The sequence below is a fragment of the Niabella beijingensis genome, from assembly GCF_020034665.1.
GTDB lineage: Bacteria > Bacteroidota > Bacteroidia > Chitinophagales > Chitinophagaceae > Niabella > Niabella beijingensis.
Genome location: NZ_JAIQDI010000002.1, coordinates 2,216,706 through 2,237,766 on the forward strand (window position 1 = coordinate 2,216,706; position 21,061 = coordinate 2,237,766).

The following is a 21,061-nucleotide window of genomic DNA, read 5'->3' on the forward strand; positions in this document are numbered from 1 at the left end:
TTAACGGCTCTGTTTATTAACGAAAGCCCTGCCTACCGGTCGCGTGTATAAAAAGTCACTTCTTCCATGGTCATAAACTTACCGTTACCCCAGTTGCTCAGCAGCCTGAACCGGTAATACTGGAAAGAAGCAGTTGCTTCCGGAACGGTAAATACCTCACCGGCTTTTGCATAATCTATGTCTTCCTGTGTATTTTGTCCCGGCGGCAGCCCCGATGGCTTCAGGGAAGTATAGGCGCCGATCTTTGTCCAGCTGGCCCAGCTGCCGTCTGCAGCCGGAGCATTGCTTCCATACAATTCAAATGTTTTTACACTCTCCAGGTTGTACAACCGGTCGTTGGCCTGCCATACTTTAAAGCGGCTGAGCGCGGCCGCGGACCCACAATCGATCGTAAACCAGCAGGGAATACGGGACTCTGTGGCAAAACCCGGCGGATCGTAGTTTTCATCCCACAAAAATGGCATCAGCCAATTGTATCCGCCTTCTTTTACATCGGTGGGCAGCTCCAGTATGCTAAAGCCCGACTTGGGAAGCTGCCGTTCAAATGCCGGTAATGTAATGGTATCGGCTTTTGGATAAAAATATTCAAAAGCAGTTGAATCCGGCAGGTACTTCGACCGGTAGGTAAGCTCCGAACGCTCTTTATAGTCCGGGATCGTGGTGGTCGTTTCTGTTGGCAATACGGTCAGCTGCTGTGTGGCTCCTGCCGCATTAGTGTATTGCACTTCGATGCCCAGTTCACCGGATGCCGGCTCTCCCCAGTTCAGCTGGATCTGGTTCCCGTCTGCCGATTGCTCCACCGATCTCAGGCTGCGGTTCACCAGAGAGCTGGTATAATTTTGTCCGTAAGCCACACCAAATGCATTGACCACAACGGATCTGTTACCGGCATTGTCATAGGTGTACAGTACAAAATTATAGTTGCCTTCATTAAGACCCGGCACCATCACATTAATCGTGTCGATACCGGTCGTCCGTTTTACCGGCACCTCCATCGAATCCTGGGAGTTATTCCAGTATACATTCAACCGGGTTACCAGCGGGTCATTACCCAGTACCACGGAAAGCAGGATCCGGTTGTGGCCCGGCTGTACGATCACGGTATCTACCCTGCCGGGGTAGGTAAGCTCCCCTTTTTCGAGGTACCGCTTATAGGCATCGCCATTGGTTTTGGTGCAGGACAGCATCAGCACGACAAGTACCATCCAAAACCCTGCTGTATAATAGATCTGCTTCATGTATGATTATTTCTTGTTTAAACAGCTTCTTATTTTGTATCGCCCCACATCATGATCTGATAAAAATTCACATAGGTGCCATTCGACCAGTTCTTTAATGTTTTAAACCGTATATAGCGCACTTTGGGCGTATTCAGCGGAAATACCACGGTATGACCGGCAAGGGCGGCATCCATATCTGCCTGTGAGAGCTGACCCTCCGGCAGGCCGGAAGGTTTTATTTGTGTGGATTTGGTCAGTAACATCCAGCTGTCATCAAAGCTTCCGTCCGGGTTGGGGTTATTGGAGCCCCAGATCTCCACTTCCCGCGGATTATGAAGGGTATAATAAAAGCCAGGCCGCATAAACCATACAAGGCGGCTCAACTTGGCGGTTACGCCCATGTCGTATGTAAACCACTGTGGCATGTGTGCCGCATCACCGGAATGGTAAAATCCGCCTCCCGTGGGGTTCCCGTCGAAAAGACCTGCAATATCACCACCATGCCCCAGCGGCGCATCGGTGGGCAGCGCCACGCCTTTCATTTTCCTGCGGTCCAGCAATTCTTCAAACAACGGCGTCAGCTCAGTGATCAGTGTATCCGACAGGTTGCCCCAGCGGTCCCGGATATAAACCCCGAATTTTGTAGGTACATCCGGCATATTGCGGGTGGAAAAATCTCCTGCTTTCAGATTGGTATAATTAGTGATACGAGGTGAGAACTGCCCCAGTGAATCATTTGCCAATACCACGATAGCAAGATCACTTTCGCCGGGATTGGTATACTTCACATTCACGCCACCAAAATCCGGCGCCAGCAGCAGGCTCTTTCTTACCGTCCATACCGGCGGCGTAAGCGGACGTACTGTTACATCCAGTGCCGGCGAAACGTTCTCACTTTTATCTACGGCATAAAGCGATACCTGGTACTGGCTGGTATCTCCGAAGCCTTCTACCAGCAGGCTCCGGTTATAGCGGCTCACCTTGGTTTCGCGGGTTATACCCTGGCGTGTGGTATACCTGGCTTTCACATACTGGAGGTCCGGGTCGGCAGGCAATGCATAACCGATCCTTGCCGCACCGGGAAGATTTTCCACCGTGACATTACGCACCGGGCCGGGGGCCGTACCGTCCTTTACTGCCGGACCGGACACGTCTTTCTTACAGGCGGCCATCAGCAGCAACAGCAGCAGCAGATTACAGAAAATACGGTTCTTCATTTCAATATTTTTAAACAATAGCATTTGCGATAAGATTCGGGGCGTTACCAGCCGGGATTCTGAACAAGGTTGGGGTTGATCTGTAAATTGTATTCCCGTATCGGCCAGAAATAATCCCGTGGTGCGATGAACTTCGGACTGTACAACAATACCCTCCGGTTATAATCCTCGTAGGTTTCCTGGAGGATATCCCAGCCGTATACGGCCTCGCTTAAAGCCTGCGGCGCCGTCTTCCAGCGACGGAGATCCCAGAACCGGCTGCCTTCAAAAGCCATTTCAATGGTGCGCTCCTGCCGGATGATCTCACGCAGCCCTTCTGTGGTCTGGTATTTGCCGGGTTTTGCGGAATACATCGACCAGGAGCTTTCCACAGAATTCAGCCCGGCCCTTGCCCGTATCTGATTCAGATAAGGCAACGCCTCAGTGCTGCTTCCCGATTCATTCAGTGCCTCAGCGTACAATAAATAAAGATCGCTCAGGCGCATCACCGGCCAGGGATAGGATTCCACCTGCAGCGAAGAATTGTTGTATACGAGATTCCAGTTAACGACCTTCTTCGTGTAATAACCCGTGATCGAATACAGCCGGCTTTGCTTTTTACCCGAATACTGGCCCAGTTTACTTTGAATATTGAAGCTGTCATTTCTCATAAACCACCGGGAGCCATCAAAAGCAATATCCGCGTAGAACCGCGGTTCCCGTTCAAAGTGCAGTCCTACGGTTTTATAGCCTTCCTGTATCCCCGTGTCTTTACTGGTAGCGGTCCTCAAATGAAAGCGGTTGGCATAATCCCAGGTCCTGTCCTCATCTATGGGCACACCATGCTGTGTATAGAAGAGCGTTGCTATTTTCATGGGAGGCGCCAGCTTGCCTTTAAGATTGATGTTAAAACTATTCGGATCCAGCTGCGGACACGCAAAGGTCTGTAACCAGTAGGTGGGATTACCGCCGGTGGTGAGGCCCCATATCAGCTCACTGTTCCATTTCTCACAAATAGCATTGCGGATGTTCATTTCAATCCGGGTGGCATTATCTACCGTAATGATGGCCGGATTAAAATAATACAATTTTAAACCGGCGCTGTGCGCCGCATCGATCGCAGCCTTACAGGCCTCGCGGGCCCGCACCCATTTACCGGCGTCATATTGCGGGTTAAACAGGAGCTGACCATTGTTGTTCTTAAATCCTGTAAAATCGTTGTTGCCATTGAAGAGCGGACTTGCAGCAGTGACCAGCAGCCGTGCTTTTATGGCCAATGCTGTTACCTTGGTGATACGCCCCAGTTCGGTGGCCGCACTGGTGATCACCAGCGGAAGACCATTATTGCTGCCCCCTGCCAACGCCTCGTCCAGCAATCCTGCAATATAGTTTACCACAGAATCTACGGGTTGACGGTATACCTTTACCGCTTCGGGAGGTGCCGTTATCGGGAGGTTTTTGTCCATTACCGGAATGGGGCCATACATGCGGAACAGGTACCAGTGAAAGTACGCCTTTAAAAATTTTGTTTCAGCGATCCAGCGTTCCTTTTCGTAGGGTTGCAGATCACTGACCTTATCCACGTTCTCCAGGAATATATTACAGGTGCGGATGCCCTGCCAGAGCGACTTACCGTCATAACCATCCCAGTAGTTCATATACGGATTGGCACGGTTCTGTTCGCCCCGGGCGATCTGGTAAGGATCCCGGAAAAAAAAGTCTTCGATCATGGGCCAGTAGGTCCAGGCCTCATCGCCTCCGCTGAACGCGGGGTTTCTGTCCGGGTCTCCTTCCTTGGGCAGGTAGGAATAGCAGGTAAATAAATATTTTTCTGCCTCAAGGCGATTGGCAAATGCATGGTCAAGCGTTGCCACATTATCCGGCACAATATCCAGGTAGGGCTTTTTACAGGATACCGCAGCAATCAGCAGCAGGCCTGTAAACAGCAGCATGGGATTGACTTTTATTGCCTGCTTGAAAAACCGTAAATGAAAAAGTAATGGATGCATATATCAAGATTTTTCCTGTATTATAACTGTACATTGATCCCTAAATTAAATACGCGCTGTACGGGGTAGCCCAGGCCGTTACCGCCCTGTTCCGGATCCCATAGTTTAAAGGCGCTGATCAGAAACAGGTTGCTGCCGTTGGCATAAAGCCGCAACCCGGAGATGCGGTATTTCTTCAAGCCCTTGTTGCCGATATTATAACCGATTTCCGCACTCTTCATCCGGAGGAAGGCCCCATTACGCATCCACCAGTTGGAGGGTTGATTATTATTATCGTTTTGCGTGAGACCGAGCCGGGGCCAGAAAGCATAGAGATTGCGGTTGTCTTCCGACCAGTGATCATTGGCGATCACTTCCAGCAGACCGTTCTGACTGGGTCCATCAGCAACAAAGGGGGCGATAGCTTTCGGATCGATAAAAATAGAAGAACGCGCAGAGCCCTGGAAGAAAGTGCTGATATCAAAATTTTTAAACCCGAATGAAAAACCAAAACCATAAATGATCTCCGGCGTAACCGGATAACCGAGACCGTTGATCATATCCAGGTTGGTGATCTGCCCGTCCCCGTTCAGGTCGCGGTATTTGATATCCCCGCCCCTTACCTCTCCAAAGTTTTGCCGGGGTGAATTCTTTACATCTTCATCATCTACAAACAGGCGCTCTGCCACCAGGCCGTAAACCTGGCCCAGTGATTGTCCCACGCGCGACAGGTATTGCATATTGGCCGGATACTCCGGCTCTTCATTTACCAGCAGTTCGCTGGCGGCATAAGTAAAGGTGCCCCGCACCTGGAGCCATTTGGATCCGAATGTCTTGTTATAATCGGCAGCAACATCCACTCCCAATCCCTCTGCCACGCCTACATTTGCGCTCACATCAGGACCAAGCCCCATTGTAGTGGGAATATAGGCCCTAGGCATCAGGATATTGCTGCGCCGCTCCTTATAAGCGTCAATGGTTATGTTCAGTGCATTCCAGAGGCCGAGGTCCATCCCAATATTGATCTTTTTCGATTTTTCCCAGGTAATGCTTTCATTCGGATACCGGGAGATCGAAACGCCGGGCCGGCTATAGCTGTAATCCTCACCAAAATAGTATTGATAATCCGCATCATTCAGCTCCACGTTCGACAGGTAAAAGAAGCGGTCATTTGCGTCCCCGATCTGGTCATTGCCCACCAGGCCGTAAGTGGCCCGCAGCTTTAGCTTCGAGATGACCGGAAGCAGGCCTTCAAAGAATTTTTCATTGCTCAGGTTCCAGGCAACTCCTACGGAAGGAAAGAATCCAAACCGGTTGTTTTTTGCAAAACGCTCCGAACCGTTATAACCGAAATTCCCTTCAAACAGGTAGCGGTTATCATATCCGTAAGTGAACCTTCCCGAGAGCCCCTGGTTGCGGAAGGGAAGTGAAGCCTGCAGTTCTCCTGCATTCCCGTTCAGGTAATTGCGCTGGATACCGATCAGCAACCCGCCGATGGCATGCACCCCGTTAAACGTGCGGTTATAGTTGATGGCAGCTTCGGCATAGGTGGTTGTGTTTACGATCTTGTCGCCCTCATCATAGGTCAGGTATTCTGTAGCGGTCTTTTCGTTTAAAAGTGTGAGGACGTATTTACCGGGCTCACTTACAGAAGGACTTGCTGAATAAAAGAACGGATTGTATTGCCGGTTCAGGTTGAAATAGGAATACCGCTTGGTATAGACCATCAGCCGTGCTGAAAGCCCCGGCGTTATAAACTTAAGGTCCTGTTTGGCCTCCAGCTGTACATTCAATGTGGAGGTATTGTATTGCTGAAAGCCGGACACCATGGCAGCATAAGGATTGGTATATACCTCGCCATCGGTGCCACGCGCTGCATTGCCGAATAACGGATGCCGGGCAGCAGGCAGATCCGATGCGGGAAATATTGCAGGGAACAGAACAGGGTTTGCATTTAAAGCGCTTTTAAAGATGGCAGCACCTCCTCCCACCGGGCCGTTATAATCATCGAAATTGCCGGTAGTGCGGATGATGGCTTCGGTGGTAGGGGTTAGTTTCAGCGTTACATTGGAGCGGATCTCGTAACTTCTCAACTTGATATTATTATCCACATTGGAACCCCGCTGCGTTTTCAGCACCCCGTTATCCTGGTTCATGGTGGCGCCCACATAGTACTGGGCTCGCTGACTGCCTCCGGTAAGGTTCAGGTTCAGCCGCTGGTTATTGGTATATTTTTTTATCAGTGCATCGATCCAGTTATTGTTCGGATATAAATAGGGATTGTCGCCTGCGATGGTATGATCAATCTTATTCTGATCGTACTCCAGTCGTGCCAGTGGATTGCGCGTAAGCGCGGCTTCATTGGCCAGCCGCATATAGGTGATGTTATCCGCCAGCCGGAAATTGCGTGTATTGGAGGAGGTGGAATTTTCAAAACGGATATTCATTTTTGTGGCGCCGGTTTTCCCGGTCTTGGTAGTTACAAGGATCACACCGTTGGCACCCCGTGCGCCGTACAGGGATGCGGCTGCGGCATCTTTTAAAACGGAGAACCCGGCGATATCATCGGGCTGCAGCCTTGCCAGTTCGGTGGCGCTGGACTCCATTCCATCGATCAGGATCAGCGGGTCCAGTTTCCCCGACCCAAAGGACGTGATGCCCCTGATAAAGAAGGAGGCATTGTCGGCCCCCGGCTCACCGCTGCGCTGATAAGAGATCAGCCCCGAAATGCGGCCGGCCAGCATGGTAGTGAGATTACTGGTAGGGCCTTTTATTTCTTTGGGATTAATAGCCGTTATAGAACTGACCATACTCTCCTTTTTTTGCTGTCCGTAGGCCACCACCACTACATCATCCAGGTTACTGTTGTCCTCGGTCAATACCACATCCAGCACCGGACGCGCATCCACCGGCAGTTCCTGAGCCAGATACCCGACATAGGAAAATACCAGCGTATCGGCCCTTCCCCTGGTTTCAATGGCGTAGGTCCCGTCTGCACCTGTGGCAGTTCCTGTTTGTGTATTCTTAATAACGATATTGACGCCCGGCATCGCCTGGCCTTTCTCGTCTGATACCTTTCCGGTTACCTTAAAAGCGGACTGTCCGGAGGCGGCATTTCCTGCAAGCAGGGCCAGGAGACAATAGAGATACTTTTTCTTTAGCAAGCTTGGCAAGTTTGTGTTCATAACGACCGGCAAGGGTTAACGTTAATGTTTATTTGTATGTACATAGTTACATATTAAAATGATAAATACAAATTTTTTTATAAAAAATACAAAAAAAATCCAGCTCATGATTATAAAACAATAATTTATACATTCAATTTGTTATATATAAAATAATCAGATTGTCGAATAAATTTAAAAATCATAGCTTTATCCAATTGTACAGACAATCTTTTTTAAAGAATTTGCATGCCCGGCCCCTGTTATCTGCTATGATCAGCAGATGGCCGCCCGAACCTGAATTTCATTTACTTTGCAAAAGGGTGTTATGCCCGTCCTGTTATTATGAATCTTGTTATTGACCATCAAAGCTCCATTCCCCTGCATATACAGGTAGAGACCCTGCTGCGGGAACTGATCAAATTGCCGGAATACCAGGCCGGTAAACTATTACCTAATGAAGTGGATCTTGCAAAAAAGCTGGCGATCTCCCGTACCACACTGCGCCAGGCCATTAACAAACTGGTGTACGAAGAATTGCTGGTTCGTAAAAAAAGGCTGGGAACAAAAGTGGCACATCCCAGGATGAGCTCCAAATCCATGAACTGGCTGAGCTTTACCCAGGAAATGCAGGCACGCGGTGTACAGATCAAGAACTATGAATTACATATCAGCTGGGTGTATCCCGACGAGCCCATTGCCAATTTCTTTGATATCCGGACCGATAAAAAGATCATGAAGCTGGAGCGCCTTCGGGGTAATACACAGGAGCCGTTCGTCTATTTTGTATCCTATTTCCATCCGCGGATCGGTCTTACAGGCGAAGAAGACTTTAAAAAACCCCTGTATGAGATGCTGGAACAGGAACACTATGTAACCGCAACATTATCGAAAGAAGAGATCAGCGCCCGTGCGGCAGACAAAACGATCGCAGCCAAACTGGAAATTGATGCAGACAGTCCGATACTCTTCCGCAAACGGTTTGTATACGACCAGGCAGACCGTCCCATAGAGTACAACCTGGGTTACTACAAAGCAGAAAGCTTTGTGTATACGGTAGAGAGCAGACGTTCCTGATATAAGGTCGGCTATTGTTATAAATGTACGTACATAAGTACATTTATAACTGTGATAAGCGTTAACGTTTCAGGTATAATTTAAGATACAACTCACCGGTTTCTTCATCCCGCAATTGCAGGGTCCGTTCCACGCCCCAGCGTTGTAAAAGTGCCAGGGAGGATTTATTGTCCGGACTCACGGTGGCGATCAGCTGCCGGTTCCATTCCTGTTGCCTGGCGTTGAAAAGATCCAGGATCTCCGACATAAGGCCTCTTTTCCGTTCTGCCGGGTGGACCATATATACCAGCTCCAGCTCCTCTCCGTTTGTATGCACGGATTCTTTCAGTTCCATATGCCCGCAAAGACAGCCGTTCTCATAGATCCCCCAGATCCAGAACCAGCGCTTATTGCGACTTTGATAAACATCAAAGATCTTTGAAAATGAGACACGCTCCTGTTGCTTATCAGCAGACAGCCCTCCCATAAAACGTTGCGTTGCCTCATCCATTACGATCTCTATAAACCGGTCAATATCTGATGCGGCGTACGGTCTTAATACAAACCGTTTGCTGGTAAGAACGGGAGGTAACATACATTGGAATTTGATCCGCAATATAACCCATAATTATAAGGAACCGGCCTTGTGAAACGACCAGGGCTTGCCGGCCACAATGACCCGCAGACGCTGCAACTGCCGTTGGTTACCGTTCCAGATCCATGGCATGATCCCCATGAAAATCGGCACCATTCCAGATCACCCTGGAAGACCAGGGCTGGTCTTCATCCTGCCAGAAAGCCGCATCCGGCGCCAATCCCAGCGGAAGGAACACTTCCGTACACAGATACAGACTGCCCTGGTTGTTGTATACATCTGCCAGTCCCGGTTGTTTTCCGTTCAATCCGATCACCATCCAGCCGTTCTTATCATAGGTTGCCGCCGGCCCAAGTGTCTTCTGTATCACGGCATACAATGCTTCACGTACCTGTGATGGTGCCAGGGAGGCCGGCAGCAACTGCTTCCAGGCCATATTGGCCAGATGATGAAAGGCACCCGACCGGTATACGATGGACCTGCCATACGCCGGAAAACTACCGTCGGCATTAATGGTGCGTTCCTGTATCTCGGAATAGCGGTTGTTGATCTTCAGGAGCTGTTCCCGGTATTGCCGGTATTGCCCTTTCTTTTGAAAAGCAATATCCAATAGCTCCCGGAGATAAGGCTGGATCACATAGCTGTTGTAATAATCGTTATGAAAATGATCGCCGTCACCAAACAGGCCATCCCCCACATACCACTGCGCCATAAAAGTACGTACACCATATTCGATGGTAAGCGGATCGTATTCCAGTCCGTAGTTTAAAAAGAACGCCTCGATCATCCCTGAAAACAGGATCCAGTTATTGTACCCGGGAATGGTGGCTCTCGTCTGACGGAGACAACGGACCACATTCTGACGGGTGGGTGCATCCAGGTGCTGCCAGATCCAGGGCGCCCGTATCAGTCCCAGTGCGAAAAAAGAAGCATCCACCAGCGGCTGTCCGCCGCTCCACAATACATAATCGCTCCGGGTGCTGTCCGTTGCATTTTTTATGGAAGCGATCACCCATTTACGGTACTGGTTGCGCAACCGCACTTCTTCTGCAGCTCCGCCTTCTGTATTCAGCCACGGCGCGATGCCGCTGAATGCCCGTCCCAGCGCTTCCAGGTACTGGGCGCTGATCCGCGCGTTTGGATTATCGCTTACCGGGGAGATCTCTTTTGGCATCGTCTTTCGCAACCGGTCTGCCGCCATGTTCTCAAAAACCGGCCGTACCACTTTATCCAGCATGTGTACCCACTGCATGCGACGCCCGGCTGCAGCGGGCACCTCCTGGCCATATCCTCCGCTGGTGATACAAAATGCAACCACCAGGTAAACAAGTTTTTTTCTCAAGTCCAAATAAATTTATTATACGGATAACACGGATATACCGGACACTGTTCCCGGTCCTTCCTTTTGCGACGCAAATATAGGATGCGGTCTTTCTTATTTTCCCCGGCAGACTTACCGTTCATACCATTTCACCGTTATGGCCTATTGTTTCTGATAAACGCGTACATAGTCGACCAGGTAGCGGCTGGGGAAGGCTGTACCAGCCGGATCACCACCATTATCACCCCCGACGGCAAGATTGATTAATATATAATGCGGTTGTTTGAACGGGTTAAAACCATCCGGGTTTATTAACTGGTCGAGGGGCACTCGGTTCAGCAGCTGGTCATCAATATAGAGGCAGATCTCCCGTTCATCCCAATCCATCCGCCAGATATGAAAGCGTTGCTCCCAGTCTTTACCCAATGTTGTCACAGGCCGTTTTTCCGAAAACCATTTTGCCTTATACTGTTCATTGGTGCCGCAGGCAATATTCGCCAGCAGCATACCGCGGTAAAACTCCATGATATCGATCTCTCCGTTCGATGGCCATTCCCGGTGTGTGCCCAATGTCCAGAAGGCCGGCCAGAGACCACTGGCGGTTTCGATCTTTGCGCGCATTATAAAACGCCCGTATTGCCAGGTTCGGGTGCCCCTGGTGTTGATGCTGGATGAGGTGTATTCAATCTGCCGGCGCTGTTTGCACCATTCGGTACTTCCTGGTTTGTATTGCGGGTTGGGTTTTGTTTCCCGCCGTGCTTCGATAATAAGATGACCTCCGGCACACCAGGCATTTTCCGGCTGGTACCATTGCAGTTCATGATTGCGTTCAAATCCTTTTTCAAAACGCCATACCGAAGTATCTACCGGCCCCGGTTTATTAAATTCATCGGCCCATACCAGCCGGTATCCTTTCTGTGTCAATGCACGTTGATGGTTGCAGGCAATTAACAACAGTGCCGCAGCGGCAACGGCCAATCGTTCGCAATAGTTTTTATTCATCCCGTTTTTATTATGTACAGCGTTGCAATATAATAAAAACCTGCTCTGAATGCGATTCCATGTATGCAACCGGAAATCCCGGCTCCTGTTTCCGTATCCTAAAAGGCGGGCTGCAGATATGTGCCGTCAAACTGCGCTCCTGTACCACACTATATTACCGGGAACCGTACCTGGGCCTTATTGAAACATTCAAATTTACATACATCCTTATTCTTGACAGAAACCTTTACCTCCACAAAAAAATCAAATACCCTGTAAAGAGAATACGTAAATTCTTTGTCTGTTTTTTCCGACACAAAAACCGCCTGCCAAATGGCTTTCATTTGATCGGCGTTATCGGCCTCCAAGAATTGGTTTAATGTCATAAGTCTGTTTTTTATGGTTTCGACACATGAAGCTGATCCGATGGCAAAAACAGAAAATAAATCAGCCGCACGTATAACTACGGTTTAGAAAGGGGCTTATGATGACAAAGGTAAAGTTTTTATTATAAATTAACTTTTTATTTATATTGTTTGGCAAAGAATATCACGACACTGGCCTTTCCGGCCGGGTGTTCAGCCTCCTGCGGGTTTTATTCAGTCCGTCCACTGAAAACTGCAAAATCCGGCTGCAACAGGAAAGGAATCCCGCAACCTTTTCCGGTTCACCGGCTCGTTACTGTCCCGGTAACGGCGCATTCAATTTGTTTTCCGGCAGCTATAAAAACAATACTACCAAAACAAGAGCAAGAATAGCCGGAAGTGCCTGTTTAAAAAAAATACTTTTACTGGCAGTTACAGCACCATACAATCCTGCAATGATCACACAGGAAAGAAAAAAAACGCCTACATTAAATGCCCATGCTTTTTCAGCGATGAGCAGGGACCATACCAATCCTCCGGCCAGGAAGCCATTGTACAATCCCTGGTTCGCGGCAAGCCCTTTGGTAGGTGTAAACAATGCCTCAGGCAACGCATTTTTGAACGTCTTTTTACCCAGCGTTTCCCAGGCAAACATTTCCATATAGAGGATATAAAAATGTTCAACGGCAACAAGTGCCACGGCGATCTTTGCAACAACTTCCATAATTTGGTTTTTATAATCCGGATGGGGACCGTATTCTTTTATCAGATGGTCTGCCGAATATACTTAATAAAAGTGATCCGTTTATAACACGGGTGGGCCATCCGGGCCGCAATAAAAAACCTTTAATAAAAACCGGCCGGTTTTTAAAAGATTTCCACCCTTTGTCCCCATTTTTTTTAGGCGCTGTTCTGCCAGACGTATCATAAGCATATTTTGAATACCTTACACTACCGAATGCCGGCAATGACTGTCCGCCGGGTTCAATTAATGTTGCAAAGCATGAATACTGCAGTTTTATTTCCTGAATTTGAGTATGGCCATTCCCAGCTCAATAAAGTCATAGAAAGCTCCGGATTTTTTACCATAATGCTTAAAACCGGGGAGATCGTTCATTTTCTGCCACAGAGCGCAGAAGAATTCCGTCAATGGTTGTATAGTCATAACATCAAGAACATACCGGATCAAAACTGATCGGCAACAATCCGCTCCGGGAATCAATAAACGCCCTTTTCCTCTTATCCAAAGCCCCGTTTCTGTATGAACCGGTACCTCCTGTCCCTGTGATCTGAAACGAGGCGCGGGATTTAAGCTTTTATATAATTAATGGCAGTTTTTCTATAACTAAAGCCATATGTACCATCCTATCTTTACCGCGTTGCAATCATTTTATTACAAAGAAGCATACATCGACGGATGTAAAACCGACAGTCAATCAATAAGCCAACCGGGAAAACACCCAGTTTAAATAGAGGACCAGTTGGACAGATAAATCCCCTTTTGGGGATTTATCATTTTTATCCCCTTGGCTCCCTGAACTGTCTTGGATAAAAGCCGGTTTTGGATTTTATGTAATTGGAAAAATAAGCCATCTCAGAAAAACCAAGATGATAGGCGATCTCTTTAATGGTCATATCAGATCCCTGTAATAACCGTTTTGCCTCCAGCAACACACGCTGGTCGATGAGTTCCTTTGCCGATACGCCCAGCTGTTTTTTACAGAGCGCGCTCAGATAACTGGAAGTAACAGACAGTTGTTTTGCATAATAGTTCACCGATTTCTGGCCGAGGAAATATTTTCCCATCAGCGCATTAAATTTAAGCAGCAGCAGACTTGTTTTCCGCATCACCGCATCCTTACGGAATTGCTCCTCCACCAGCTGATTGATCATTATGGCGATCAGCTGCGCACGTAGTGTTACCACATCCCAGCTTACAGAGGCTTCTGCAACCTCTTCCTGTACTGCTTTAAATTCCAGATCCAGTTTTTCAAACATCTCCTGTGAGATATCGATTACCGGATAGCGGTTGGCTTTTGCATAGGAAAATTGGGTCTCAAACAAAAAGGCTTCCACCTGGTGTTTACTGATAAACAATTTATGACCACAGGCATCCGGTCCTGTATTCCAGGAGTGGATCTGGCCCGGGAAGGAAATATGAACCTGGAGGTCTTTTTCCTTATATTCAACAAAGTCAATGGAATGGGTGCCGCTGCATTTTTCAAAGAGCAGGAACACATAAAAATCGGGGGAGCGGAAGTTATTGACACGGCTGGGCCCTGCTATCTGGCGGTAAACCACACTGTCTGCCAGGTGGGCCTCCTCATCGAGGTCTTTTACGATCGGGACAGGGAAATGTTTTACAGGCTTCATAGAAATACTTTACAAAATCGGATCCTTTCAAGATTAAAAATCGCTGAAATATAGCACAAATCGTACGATGCGTATGTTAATTTTTCAGTTTTATGCCTCCGGAAGCGGGAACGGTCCCGGTTGGGATGAACAGGACACTCCCTCCTCTGGCCGGAGACCACCAGGTATCCTCAAACAAAAAGCCGGCGGAAGAAAAAAAAATGTATATTTGCGAACATCAGATGATATGATGAATTAAATGACACAACCGATCAAAAGAAAATCATTGGCAGAAGCGGTCGCAGACCGGTTGCAGCACAGCATTGAGAGAGGTGTTTATCCCCTCCAGAGCAAGCTCCCTGCCGAGCCGGAGCTGATGCAGCAATTTGAGGTGGGACGTTCTACCATCCGGGAAGCCATTAAATTTCTGACACAACAGGGATTTGTGAGCGTACAGCAGGGACTGGGAACTTTTGTTATCAGTTATGTGGGCAGCAACGACCTGGATGCTAAAATTGAACGGGCCGATTTTGCTGATGTATTCGAGGTCCGTCAGCTTCTGGAGATTAAGATCGTTGAAAAGGCAGCCCACAACCGAAAAAACATCCATATCGAAAAAATGACCGGAAAACTTAAAGAGCGGAAAAAATCCGGAGCGGCAGGTCTGCTGAAAGAATGTATAGCTGCAGACATCGCATTTCATACCCTGCTGGCAGAAAGCAGTGGCAACAGTATCCTTTTTGAACTTTATAAAACACTCTCCCTGCATGTCAGCAAATTCTTTGAACAGGTTTATACCGATACAACACCTTTTACGGGCAGCCAGGCATTGCACGAAGCACTGCTCGCTGCCGTGAAGGAAAAGAATGCATCAAAGGCACTGCAGCTGTTAAAGAAAATCATTGGAAATCCTTAATTTTTTTAAACCAATAAAACATCAGATGATCTGATGATAAAATATGAAAAATCAATCTCTGGCTCCTACAGCTCCCGGTCAAACGGTTTATCCGATATTATTCGCGATCAGTTTTTCGCACCTGCTCAATGATCTCCTGCAGTCGGTCATTCCTGCTGTATACCCGATGCTGAAGGACAACTACGCTTTGTCGTTCACCCAGATCGGGATCATTACTCTTGTATTTCAGTTAACCGCCTCTATCCTGCAGCCGTTCGTGGGCCATTATACCGACAGGAAACCCAATCCCAGGTCATTGGCCCTGGGCATGGTATTCTCCCTGCTGGGTCTGTTGTGTATTGCCTTTGCCGCCGACTTTTACTACATCCTTGCTTCCGTGAGCCTGATCGGAATGGGGTCTTCTGTTTTTCATCCTGAAGCATCCCGCGTGGCCCACCTGGCCTCAGGTGGCCGGAAGGGTCTGGCGCAATCCATTTTCCAGGTAGGTGGTAACGCAGGTGGAGCCATTGGGCCGTTACTGGCCGCCCTTATCGTTGTGCCGCACGGCCAGCGTTACATCAGCTGGTTTGCCATATTAGCTGTGGCTGCTATTTTTATCCTAACCATTGTCGGTAAATGGTACGGGCAGCATATGATCATCAAAAAGCCGGTAACAATTACCAGCCCGGCAGCACTACCGGAACACAAACCCCTGCCCCGGGCCACCGTTGTATCCTCCATTATCATCCTGCTGGTGCTCATCTTTTCCAAATACTTTTATATGGCATCGATGACAAGCTATTTCACCTTTTACCTGATCGATAAGTTCGGTGTAAGTGTACAGCAATCCCAGATCTACCTCTTTATCTTCCTGGCTTCGGTGGCAGCGGGCACTATATTGGGCGGACCGCTGGGAGACCGATACGGCAGAAAGCTGATCATCTGGATCTCTATTCTTGGTGCGGCACCGTTTACCCTTCTGTTGCCACACACAGGTTTATGGGCAACGATCACGCTGGCGGTAATCATCGGCCTGATCATCTCATCCGCTTTTTCCGCCATACTGGTTTATGCTACGGAGCTGATCCCCGGGAAGGTCGGAATGATCGCGGGCCTGTTTTTTGGATTTGCATTTGGCATGGGTGGTATCGGCTCAGCAGTATTGGGCTACCTCGCAGATCACACCAGTATTGAATATGTTTTTAAGATCTGTGCCTTCCTGCCCCTGATCGGCATCATAACCGCATTCCTTCCCAATATCGAAGGGAAAAAAATATAACGGATCCCCGCGGAACAAACCGGGAAATATCCGTTTGATAAATCACTGGGGCAACATTCCGTTACGGGAAAGGCCCGGCGGATACTATATTTGCAGCAAACAATAACAAATGATTGGCATAAAAGAAATCGCGGTGCTGTTGCTGATACTGTGCAACATCAACAGTGTGGCGGCTCAGCAGGTCACCGGTAAAAACATTATCGATGTTCCGGAGCAAATGCAGGAACAGCAATCGGCAGCGTTTAAGAAAAAACTGCCGGTCGATGGCTGGATACTCCTGCGGTATAAGGAAGGCAAACAACTGCTGAACCTGTCCAATAAAGATTATATTTTAAATTTGAGGCTGACATGCGAAAACAATCGTGAACAACCCGGATTCCTCGTGGAATACAGCGATGCCTACCGCGACGGAGATTGGGGCGGGCTCGACTTCATCAGCTCCGCTGGAGACAATGACAGAGAAGTTCATTTCCTGCTGGATGGGAAAGATTATAAAAATCCTTTTGCGCAGGCGGCGAAGCCTGGGTTCGGGGCCTTTGTAGATGCCTTAAAAAAAGCAGCAAAGCTTACCATTGCGGTCTATGACAGCACGCTTAATCCCGAAACAGGAAAAAATGAGTCCTTGCTGAACCGGGCCATTGATTTTAAGCTGGGACACGCGGAATTGCTGGACATACCTGTCAACTGCGGCTACTAAGCCAGCCCTTCTTCAAAGGTCTTCTTACCCGGTTTAAAATTGTGTCAAACACTTACTAGTATTGTTTCACTGCATATTCAGGAGGTATGTATGCAGTACTCATTTCATTCACCCGCATATAAAAGTTCAGGAGTTCCTGCGTGATCATCCGTACGTAATTCCTGCATCAGGTATTGCAAACCGGCTTTAACAGGGCCTGTCCGGTTATTTCTGTTTTTCATCGCTGGGTTTATACATACTTACTGAGGCGCAGCTGGCGAAGATCATCGGAAGCCGGAGACTCAAACACCTCAAGATTGAAGAATTTGATCGCCGCAAGCAGGTGATCGAAGAGATCGGCCATTGTATCCTCAAAGAACCCCCAATCAGTACCCCTGGTGAACATGTACAGTTCTAGGGGGAGCCCCGATTCTGTTGGTGCCAGTTGGCGGACCATTAAGGTCATATGTTTGTGTATATCAGCATTGTGCTTTGCGTAGGAAAGGATATAAGATCGAAAAAGACCTACATTGGTCATTCGCCTTCCGTTAACAGGAATGCTTTGATCTACCTGATATTTTTGATTGTAGGCTTCAATTTCGGCTTCCCTTTTATTGATATACGCTTTTAATAACTGGATCTTTTTAAGTTCTTCGATCTCCGTTGTATCCAGGTAGCGGATTGAAGAAATTTTTATACTGATGCTCCTTTTGATCCTTCTCCCGCCACTTTCCTGCATGCCTCTATAATTCTTGAAGGCATCACTCAGCAATGTATATGTGGGTATGGTAACAATGGTTTTATCAAAATTCCGTACCCTTACATTGTTCAGGTTTATTTGCAATACGTCTCCATCCACTCCATACTTTGGCATCTCAATCCAGTCACCTACCCGGATCGAGTCGTTTGCAGAGACCTGAATGCTGGCTACAAAACCGAGAATTGTATCTTTGAAAACAAGCATCAGGATTGCTGAAGCAGCACCCAGAGAAACCAAAAAAGACCAGGGAGAGCTGCCGGTGAGTGCCGATACGATCAGTGTTCCCGTCATAAAGAGAAGGAAGATCTGAATGACCTGAAGATAACTGTCAAGCGGCTTGTCTGCAAAAGCCCTTGCACCGGCCATCATATCCCGAACTGTTTTTAGAATGTTATTCACCAGTACATACGCACAAATAACGATCAGAATAAGCAGAAATTTTTCCAATCCGGCTGCAAACCTGGGAAATCCGATAAAAACAAAGGGAAGCAATTGCCGTACAAAGATCACGAGGATCAACCTGCTGGCAGCATCAAGCACTTTGTTTTTTATCAGCTTATCGTCCCAGGTCCAACGGGTTCTGGAGATAAATCGCTGCAAAAGCGCTTTCGCTATCTTACGAACAATATAATCAGCAATCAGCAGTACCAGCAGGGCAGCCAGCAGTAAGCTTGCACTGGTAAGAATATGCAAAACCTTATCCGAAACATTTAACCCTTGCCAGATACTGTAAGCCCAATGATAAACTTCACTGGCCTGTGAAACAGAAATACTTTTCTCGATGTTAATAATGCTATCAAAAGTCATATTAACAAGCAAACGTACCCATTTTAGCCGCGAAAAACAAACTTCACGTTATCAAATTACAGGATCTCCTTAAAAAAGCTGCCTATTAACATTCTTAAACTTAAACTGCGTCCTCCTTTCTCCATTTTAACGAACCCAGGAATCTATTGAGAGTGTTCCAGTACATGCAGCATGTTGGAGGCATCATCACATGCTGCCGGCAATCATTAAATCCGGTAATGTAAAGTGTTACCGGTGACAGTTACTTTGTCCTGATGATTACGGTACGTCCTTCAATGCTGTAATGCAATTCATGCAATTTGCAAATGAGATTACATATAAATTCCAGGCTGTCATTTTCCAGAAAAATACCGGTAAATAATTTCTCTTCAATACCGGGTGCATTTTTATAGTCGATTATTACATCAAATTTTTTTTCTATTTTCCTGAACACTTCCCCTAATGGCTGGTTCTTAAAAACCAGCCTTGCTTCCTTTTTCGCAAGGGTATCCTGAGGCGCGGGCGACACGGTGTGTGTTTCACGCTTCCTTACTGCCGGGGTGGAGGTCTCCTGGTGTGTCAACGAATAATTGCTAAACTGCCCGCTGTCTACAATCAGCTGATCGCCGGGATGCAGCACCGCATTCATATGCGCATTTCTGCCGTGTTGTGGCGATACCTTTACGACGCCCTCCTTTAGTATTACCGATACCCGCTGATTCTCCAAAACCGATACAAGAAACTTTGTGCCTAAGGCTGTTGTACCAATACCGGAAGCATATACAGTAAAAGGCCGCGTCTTATCTTTACTTACTTCAAATCCTGCTTTACCTTCTAAATACAAGGTTCTGCGGTTCGTTTCAAATGCCGGCAGGTATTGAAGCTGCCCCCCGGGATACAGGGTAACCACCGAGCCGTCCGGCAGTATCAGCTGCATCAGGTTACCCGTTTTATTTTCTATCGTTTTCAGTACACCGGGAGCATCCCTATCTGCCGCTGCCATGGTATCGTGTTCCGGCGTTTGTGTGTCCGTAAAGAACTTCAGCCCCATCCATACTACCAGTCCGGCTATGCAGGCAGCAGCAATATATCGTAATAATTTTGCGGTTGCCGCTGTCCGTTTTCTCTTCTCATATTTCTTCCGGATCTGCTGCAATATCCTGGTACTTACCGCTTCATTCAATCGCATTTCAGGGCCGGTCAGCCATGCGCTTACGGGAAGATACCATTCCAGCTCGCCGGGGTTTTCTTTAAAAAACCGGTCAACAATTTCGGCCTCCGCATCGGTGCATTGATTTTTCAGGAACCGTTCTATTACGTCTTTATCGGGCTTCATGGGGAGATTTGTAGAGATCCATATACTTGGTTTCGACTGATTTAAAACAGATGATTAGCGGTTTGACGCGCCGCTATTCAGCCATTCAATGCGGCTTCAGCGCATTATCATAGACTATTCGGTTATAATTACATCCGCCATAATCGGCAGATGATCCATATCATTCAATTTTGTATACGGAGCGGAAACATTCATAATCTTAATGTTCTTGCTGGTAATAATATTATCAATATGCCGGTTAGGGCCATCTTTCATACGATCCAGTTTAGCACCTCCGGAAGCCGTTACAAACCAGCCCTGTCCTCCCCCGTTCGCAATATTGAATCCCGCCGCGGGAAAACGCAGGATCTCTGCATCAGAGGAGTTGGTATCCCCAAAGCAAATAAAGTATTTATACTTTTTCAATTCTGCAATAACAGCATCCAGTGCCGCGGCGTGTCCTTTTACCTGCCACGGAATATGTGTTGAAATAACCTGAATGATTTTGTTCCCGATCTTGAGATCGCCAATAAGTGCATAATAATCTTCGAACCAATACTTTTGACGCAGATTGGAGAGGTGATAGTTTGTCGCAATGCCATTGTAGATCCAGGTATGCTCATCTCCGAAATAAATATTGTTATAATAAGGCTTTAAAAGCTCATCAGCCGCTATGAATGTACTGTCCTGATCAAAATACCTGTTCCATTCCTGAACAGCCAGCACATCAAGGCTTTGTGCACCGATCCAGCTCTTCCAGCTCAGCAGTTCCTGTGTTATATACTTCCCTGTTACTTGTCTATCCGCCGGATACTGAGCTTTGCCTCTCACTTCCAATCCGCCTTTCATACCCTGGTTAAAATGTCCCACATTATAGGACCCCACCCTTAGTTTAACAGGAGCATTGCTTTCGGACTGCGCCATGGTGTTCACTACACAGAACAGTGCCACCAACATAAAAACCAGTTTTTTTCTCATATCTTTTCAAATAATTTTTGTAATAAAATTGCCGTTATTATTTACAGCCTGCGCTGAATGCCTGTGCAAAAGTCTGCATAAGCGCTCCTTACGAGGTCTAAAATCATTGAAATCTGTATATTTAATTCATACAT

General features: G+C 47.6%; 18 protein-coding genes. 5 read left to right on the top strand and 13 right to left on the bottom strand.

Going from position 1 to position 21,061, the window contains the following annotated elements; all coding sequences use genetic code 11:
* Positions 1-32 precede the first annotated feature (32 nt).
* Genes K7B07_RS25275 through K7B07_RS25290 form a run of 4 tightly spaced genes read right to left on the bottom strand, consistent with a single transcriptional unit; the run spans position 33 to position 7,568 of the window.
* Positions 33-1,238, bottom strand: coding sequence for a DUF4998 domain-containing protein (locus K7B07_RS25275; RefSeq protein WP_223713330.1), 1,206 nt, complete (start codon positions 1,236-1,238; stop codon positions 33-35).
* A gap of 29 nt (positions 1,239-1,267) precedes the next feature.
* On the bottom strand, positions 1,268-2,437 hold the full coding sequence (locus K7B07_RS25280) for a DUF4959 domain-containing protein (RefSeq protein ID WP_223713331.1): 1,170 nt from the start codon (positions 2,435-2,437) through the stop codon (positions 1,268-1,270).
* 44 nt (positions 2,438-2,481) lie between these two features.
* Positions 2,482-4,425, bottom strand: coding sequence for a RagB/SusD family nutrient uptake outer membrane protein (locus K7B07_RS25285; RefSeq protein ID WP_223713332.1), 1,944 nt, complete (start codon positions 4,423-4,425; stop codon positions 2,482-2,484).
* A gap of 20 nt (positions 4,426-4,445) precedes the next feature.
* Entirely contained in the window at positions 4,446-7,568 is a 3,123-nt protein-coding gene (locus K7B07_RS25290) for a SusC/RagA family TonB-linked outer membrane protein (protein WP_223713333.1), read from the bottom strand.
* A gap of 345 nt (positions 7,569-7,913) precedes the next feature.
* Here K7B07_RS25290 and K7B07_RS25295 point away from each other — a divergent pair, with 345 nt between their 5' ends.
* The gene (locus K7B07_RS25295) at positions 7,914-8,645 is read left to right on the top strand and encodes a GntR family transcriptional regulator (RefSeq protein ID WP_223713334.1); all 732 of its coding nucleotides are present in this window, start codon (positions 7,914-7,916) and stop codon (positions 8,643-8,645) included.
* 61 nt (positions 8,646-8,706) lie between these two features.
* Here the strand turns inward: K7B07_RS25295 and K7B07_RS25300 are convergent, their stop codons facing one another.
* From K7B07_RS25300 to K7B07_RS25320, 5 genes are all read right to left on the bottom strand, one after another.
* The gene (locus K7B07_RS25300; protein ID WP_223713335.1) at positions 8,707-9,219 is read right to left on the bottom strand and encodes a GNAT family N-acetyltransferase; all 513 of its coding nucleotides are present in this window, start codon (positions 9,217-9,219) and stop codon (positions 8,707-8,709) included.
* 109 nt (positions 9,220-9,328) lie between these two features.
* On the bottom strand, positions 9,329-10,561 hold the full coding sequence (locus K7B07_RS25305; RefSeq protein ID WP_223713336.1) for a DUF2264 domain-containing protein: 1,233 nt from the start codon (positions 10,559-10,561) through the stop codon (positions 9,329-9,331).
* Positions 10,562-10,702: 141 nt separating this feature from the next.
* Positions 10,703-11,542: a glycoside hydrolase family 16 protein gene (locus tag K7B07_RS25310; protein WP_223713337.1), complete on the bottom strand. Its 840-nt coding sequence runs from the start codon at positions 11,540-11,542 to the stop codon at positions 10,703-10,705.
* A gap of 149 nt (positions 11,543-11,691) precedes the next feature.
* Positions 11,692-11,907, bottom strand: a complete 216-nt coding sequence (locus tag K7B07_RS25315) for a hypothetical protein (protein WP_223713338.1) — start codon at positions 11,905-11,907, stop codon at positions 11,692-11,694.
* Positions 11,908-12,241: 334 nt separating this feature from the next.
* Positions 12,242-12,610 (bottom strand): DUF1304 domain-containing protein, encoded by a 369-nt coding sequence (locus tag K7B07_RS25320; protein ID WP_223713339.1) that lies wholly within the window; start codon positions 12,608-12,610, stop codon positions 12,242-12,244.
* Positions 12,611-12,889: 279 nt separating this feature from the next.
* Here K7B07_RS25320 and K7B07_RS25325 point away from each other — a divergent pair, with 279 nt between their 5' ends.
* Positions 12,890-13,081, top strand: a complete 192-nt coding sequence (locus K7B07_RS25325; RefSeq protein ID WP_223713340.1) for a hypothetical protein — start codon at positions 12,890-12,892, stop codon at positions 13,079-13,081.
* 323 nt (positions 13,082-13,404) lie between these two features.
* Here K7B07_RS25325 and K7B07_RS25330 read toward each other — a convergent pair whose 3' ends face one another.
* Positions 13,405-14,259: a helix-turn-helix domain-containing protein gene (locus K7B07_RS25330; protein ID WP_223713341.1), complete on the bottom strand. Its 855-nt coding sequence runs from the start codon at positions 14,257-14,259 to the stop codon at positions 13,405-13,407.
* Between the two features lie 238 nt (positions 14,260-14,497).
* Between K7B07_RS25330 and K7B07_RS25335 the strand changes: the two genes are divergently transcribed.
* From K7B07_RS25335 to K7B07_RS25345, 3 genes are all read left to right on the top strand, one after another.
* The gene (locus tag K7B07_RS25335) at positions 14,498-15,154 is read left to right on the top strand and encodes a FadR/GntR family transcriptional regulator (RefSeq protein ID WP_223713342.1); all 657 of its coding nucleotides are present in this window, start codon (positions 14,498-14,500) and stop codon (positions 15,152-15,154) included.
* A gap of 43 nt (positions 15,155-15,197) precedes the next feature.
* Positions 15,198-16,412, top strand: a complete 1,215-nt coding sequence (locus K7B07_RS25340) for an MFS transporter (protein WP_223713343.1) — start codon at positions 15,198-15,200, stop codon at positions 16,410-16,412.
* A gap of 109 nt (positions 16,413-16,521) precedes the next feature.
* Positions 16,522-17,109, top strand: coding sequence for a hypothetical protein (locus tag K7B07_RS25345; RefSeq protein ID WP_223713344.1), 588 nt, complete (start codon positions 16,522-16,524; stop codon positions 17,107-17,109).
* Positions 17,110-17,338: 229 nt separating this feature from the next.
* On the opposite strand, the gene K7B07_RS25350 is transcribed toward K7B07_RS25345, so the two are convergent.
* From K7B07_RS25350 to K7B07_RS25360, 3 genes are all read right to left on the bottom strand, one after another.
* Positions 17,339-18,667, bottom strand: coding sequence for a mechanosensitive ion channel family protein (locus K7B07_RS25350; RefSeq protein ID WP_223713345.1), 1,329 nt, complete (start codon positions 18,665-18,667; stop codon positions 17,339-17,341).
* A gap of 229 nt (positions 18,668-18,896) precedes the next feature.
* Positions 18,897-19,970, bottom strand: a complete 1,074-nt coding sequence (locus K7B07_RS25355; RefSeq protein ID WP_223713346.1) for a FecR family protein — start codon at positions 19,968-19,970, stop codon at positions 18,897-18,899.
* A gap of 114 nt (positions 19,971-20,084) precedes the next feature.
* Positions 20,085-20,927, bottom strand: coding sequence for an exonuclease/endonuclease/phosphatase family protein (locus K7B07_RS25360; RefSeq protein WP_223713347.1), 843 nt, complete (start codon positions 20,925-20,927; stop codon positions 20,085-20,087).
* Positions 20,928-21,061 lie beyond the last annotated feature (134 nt).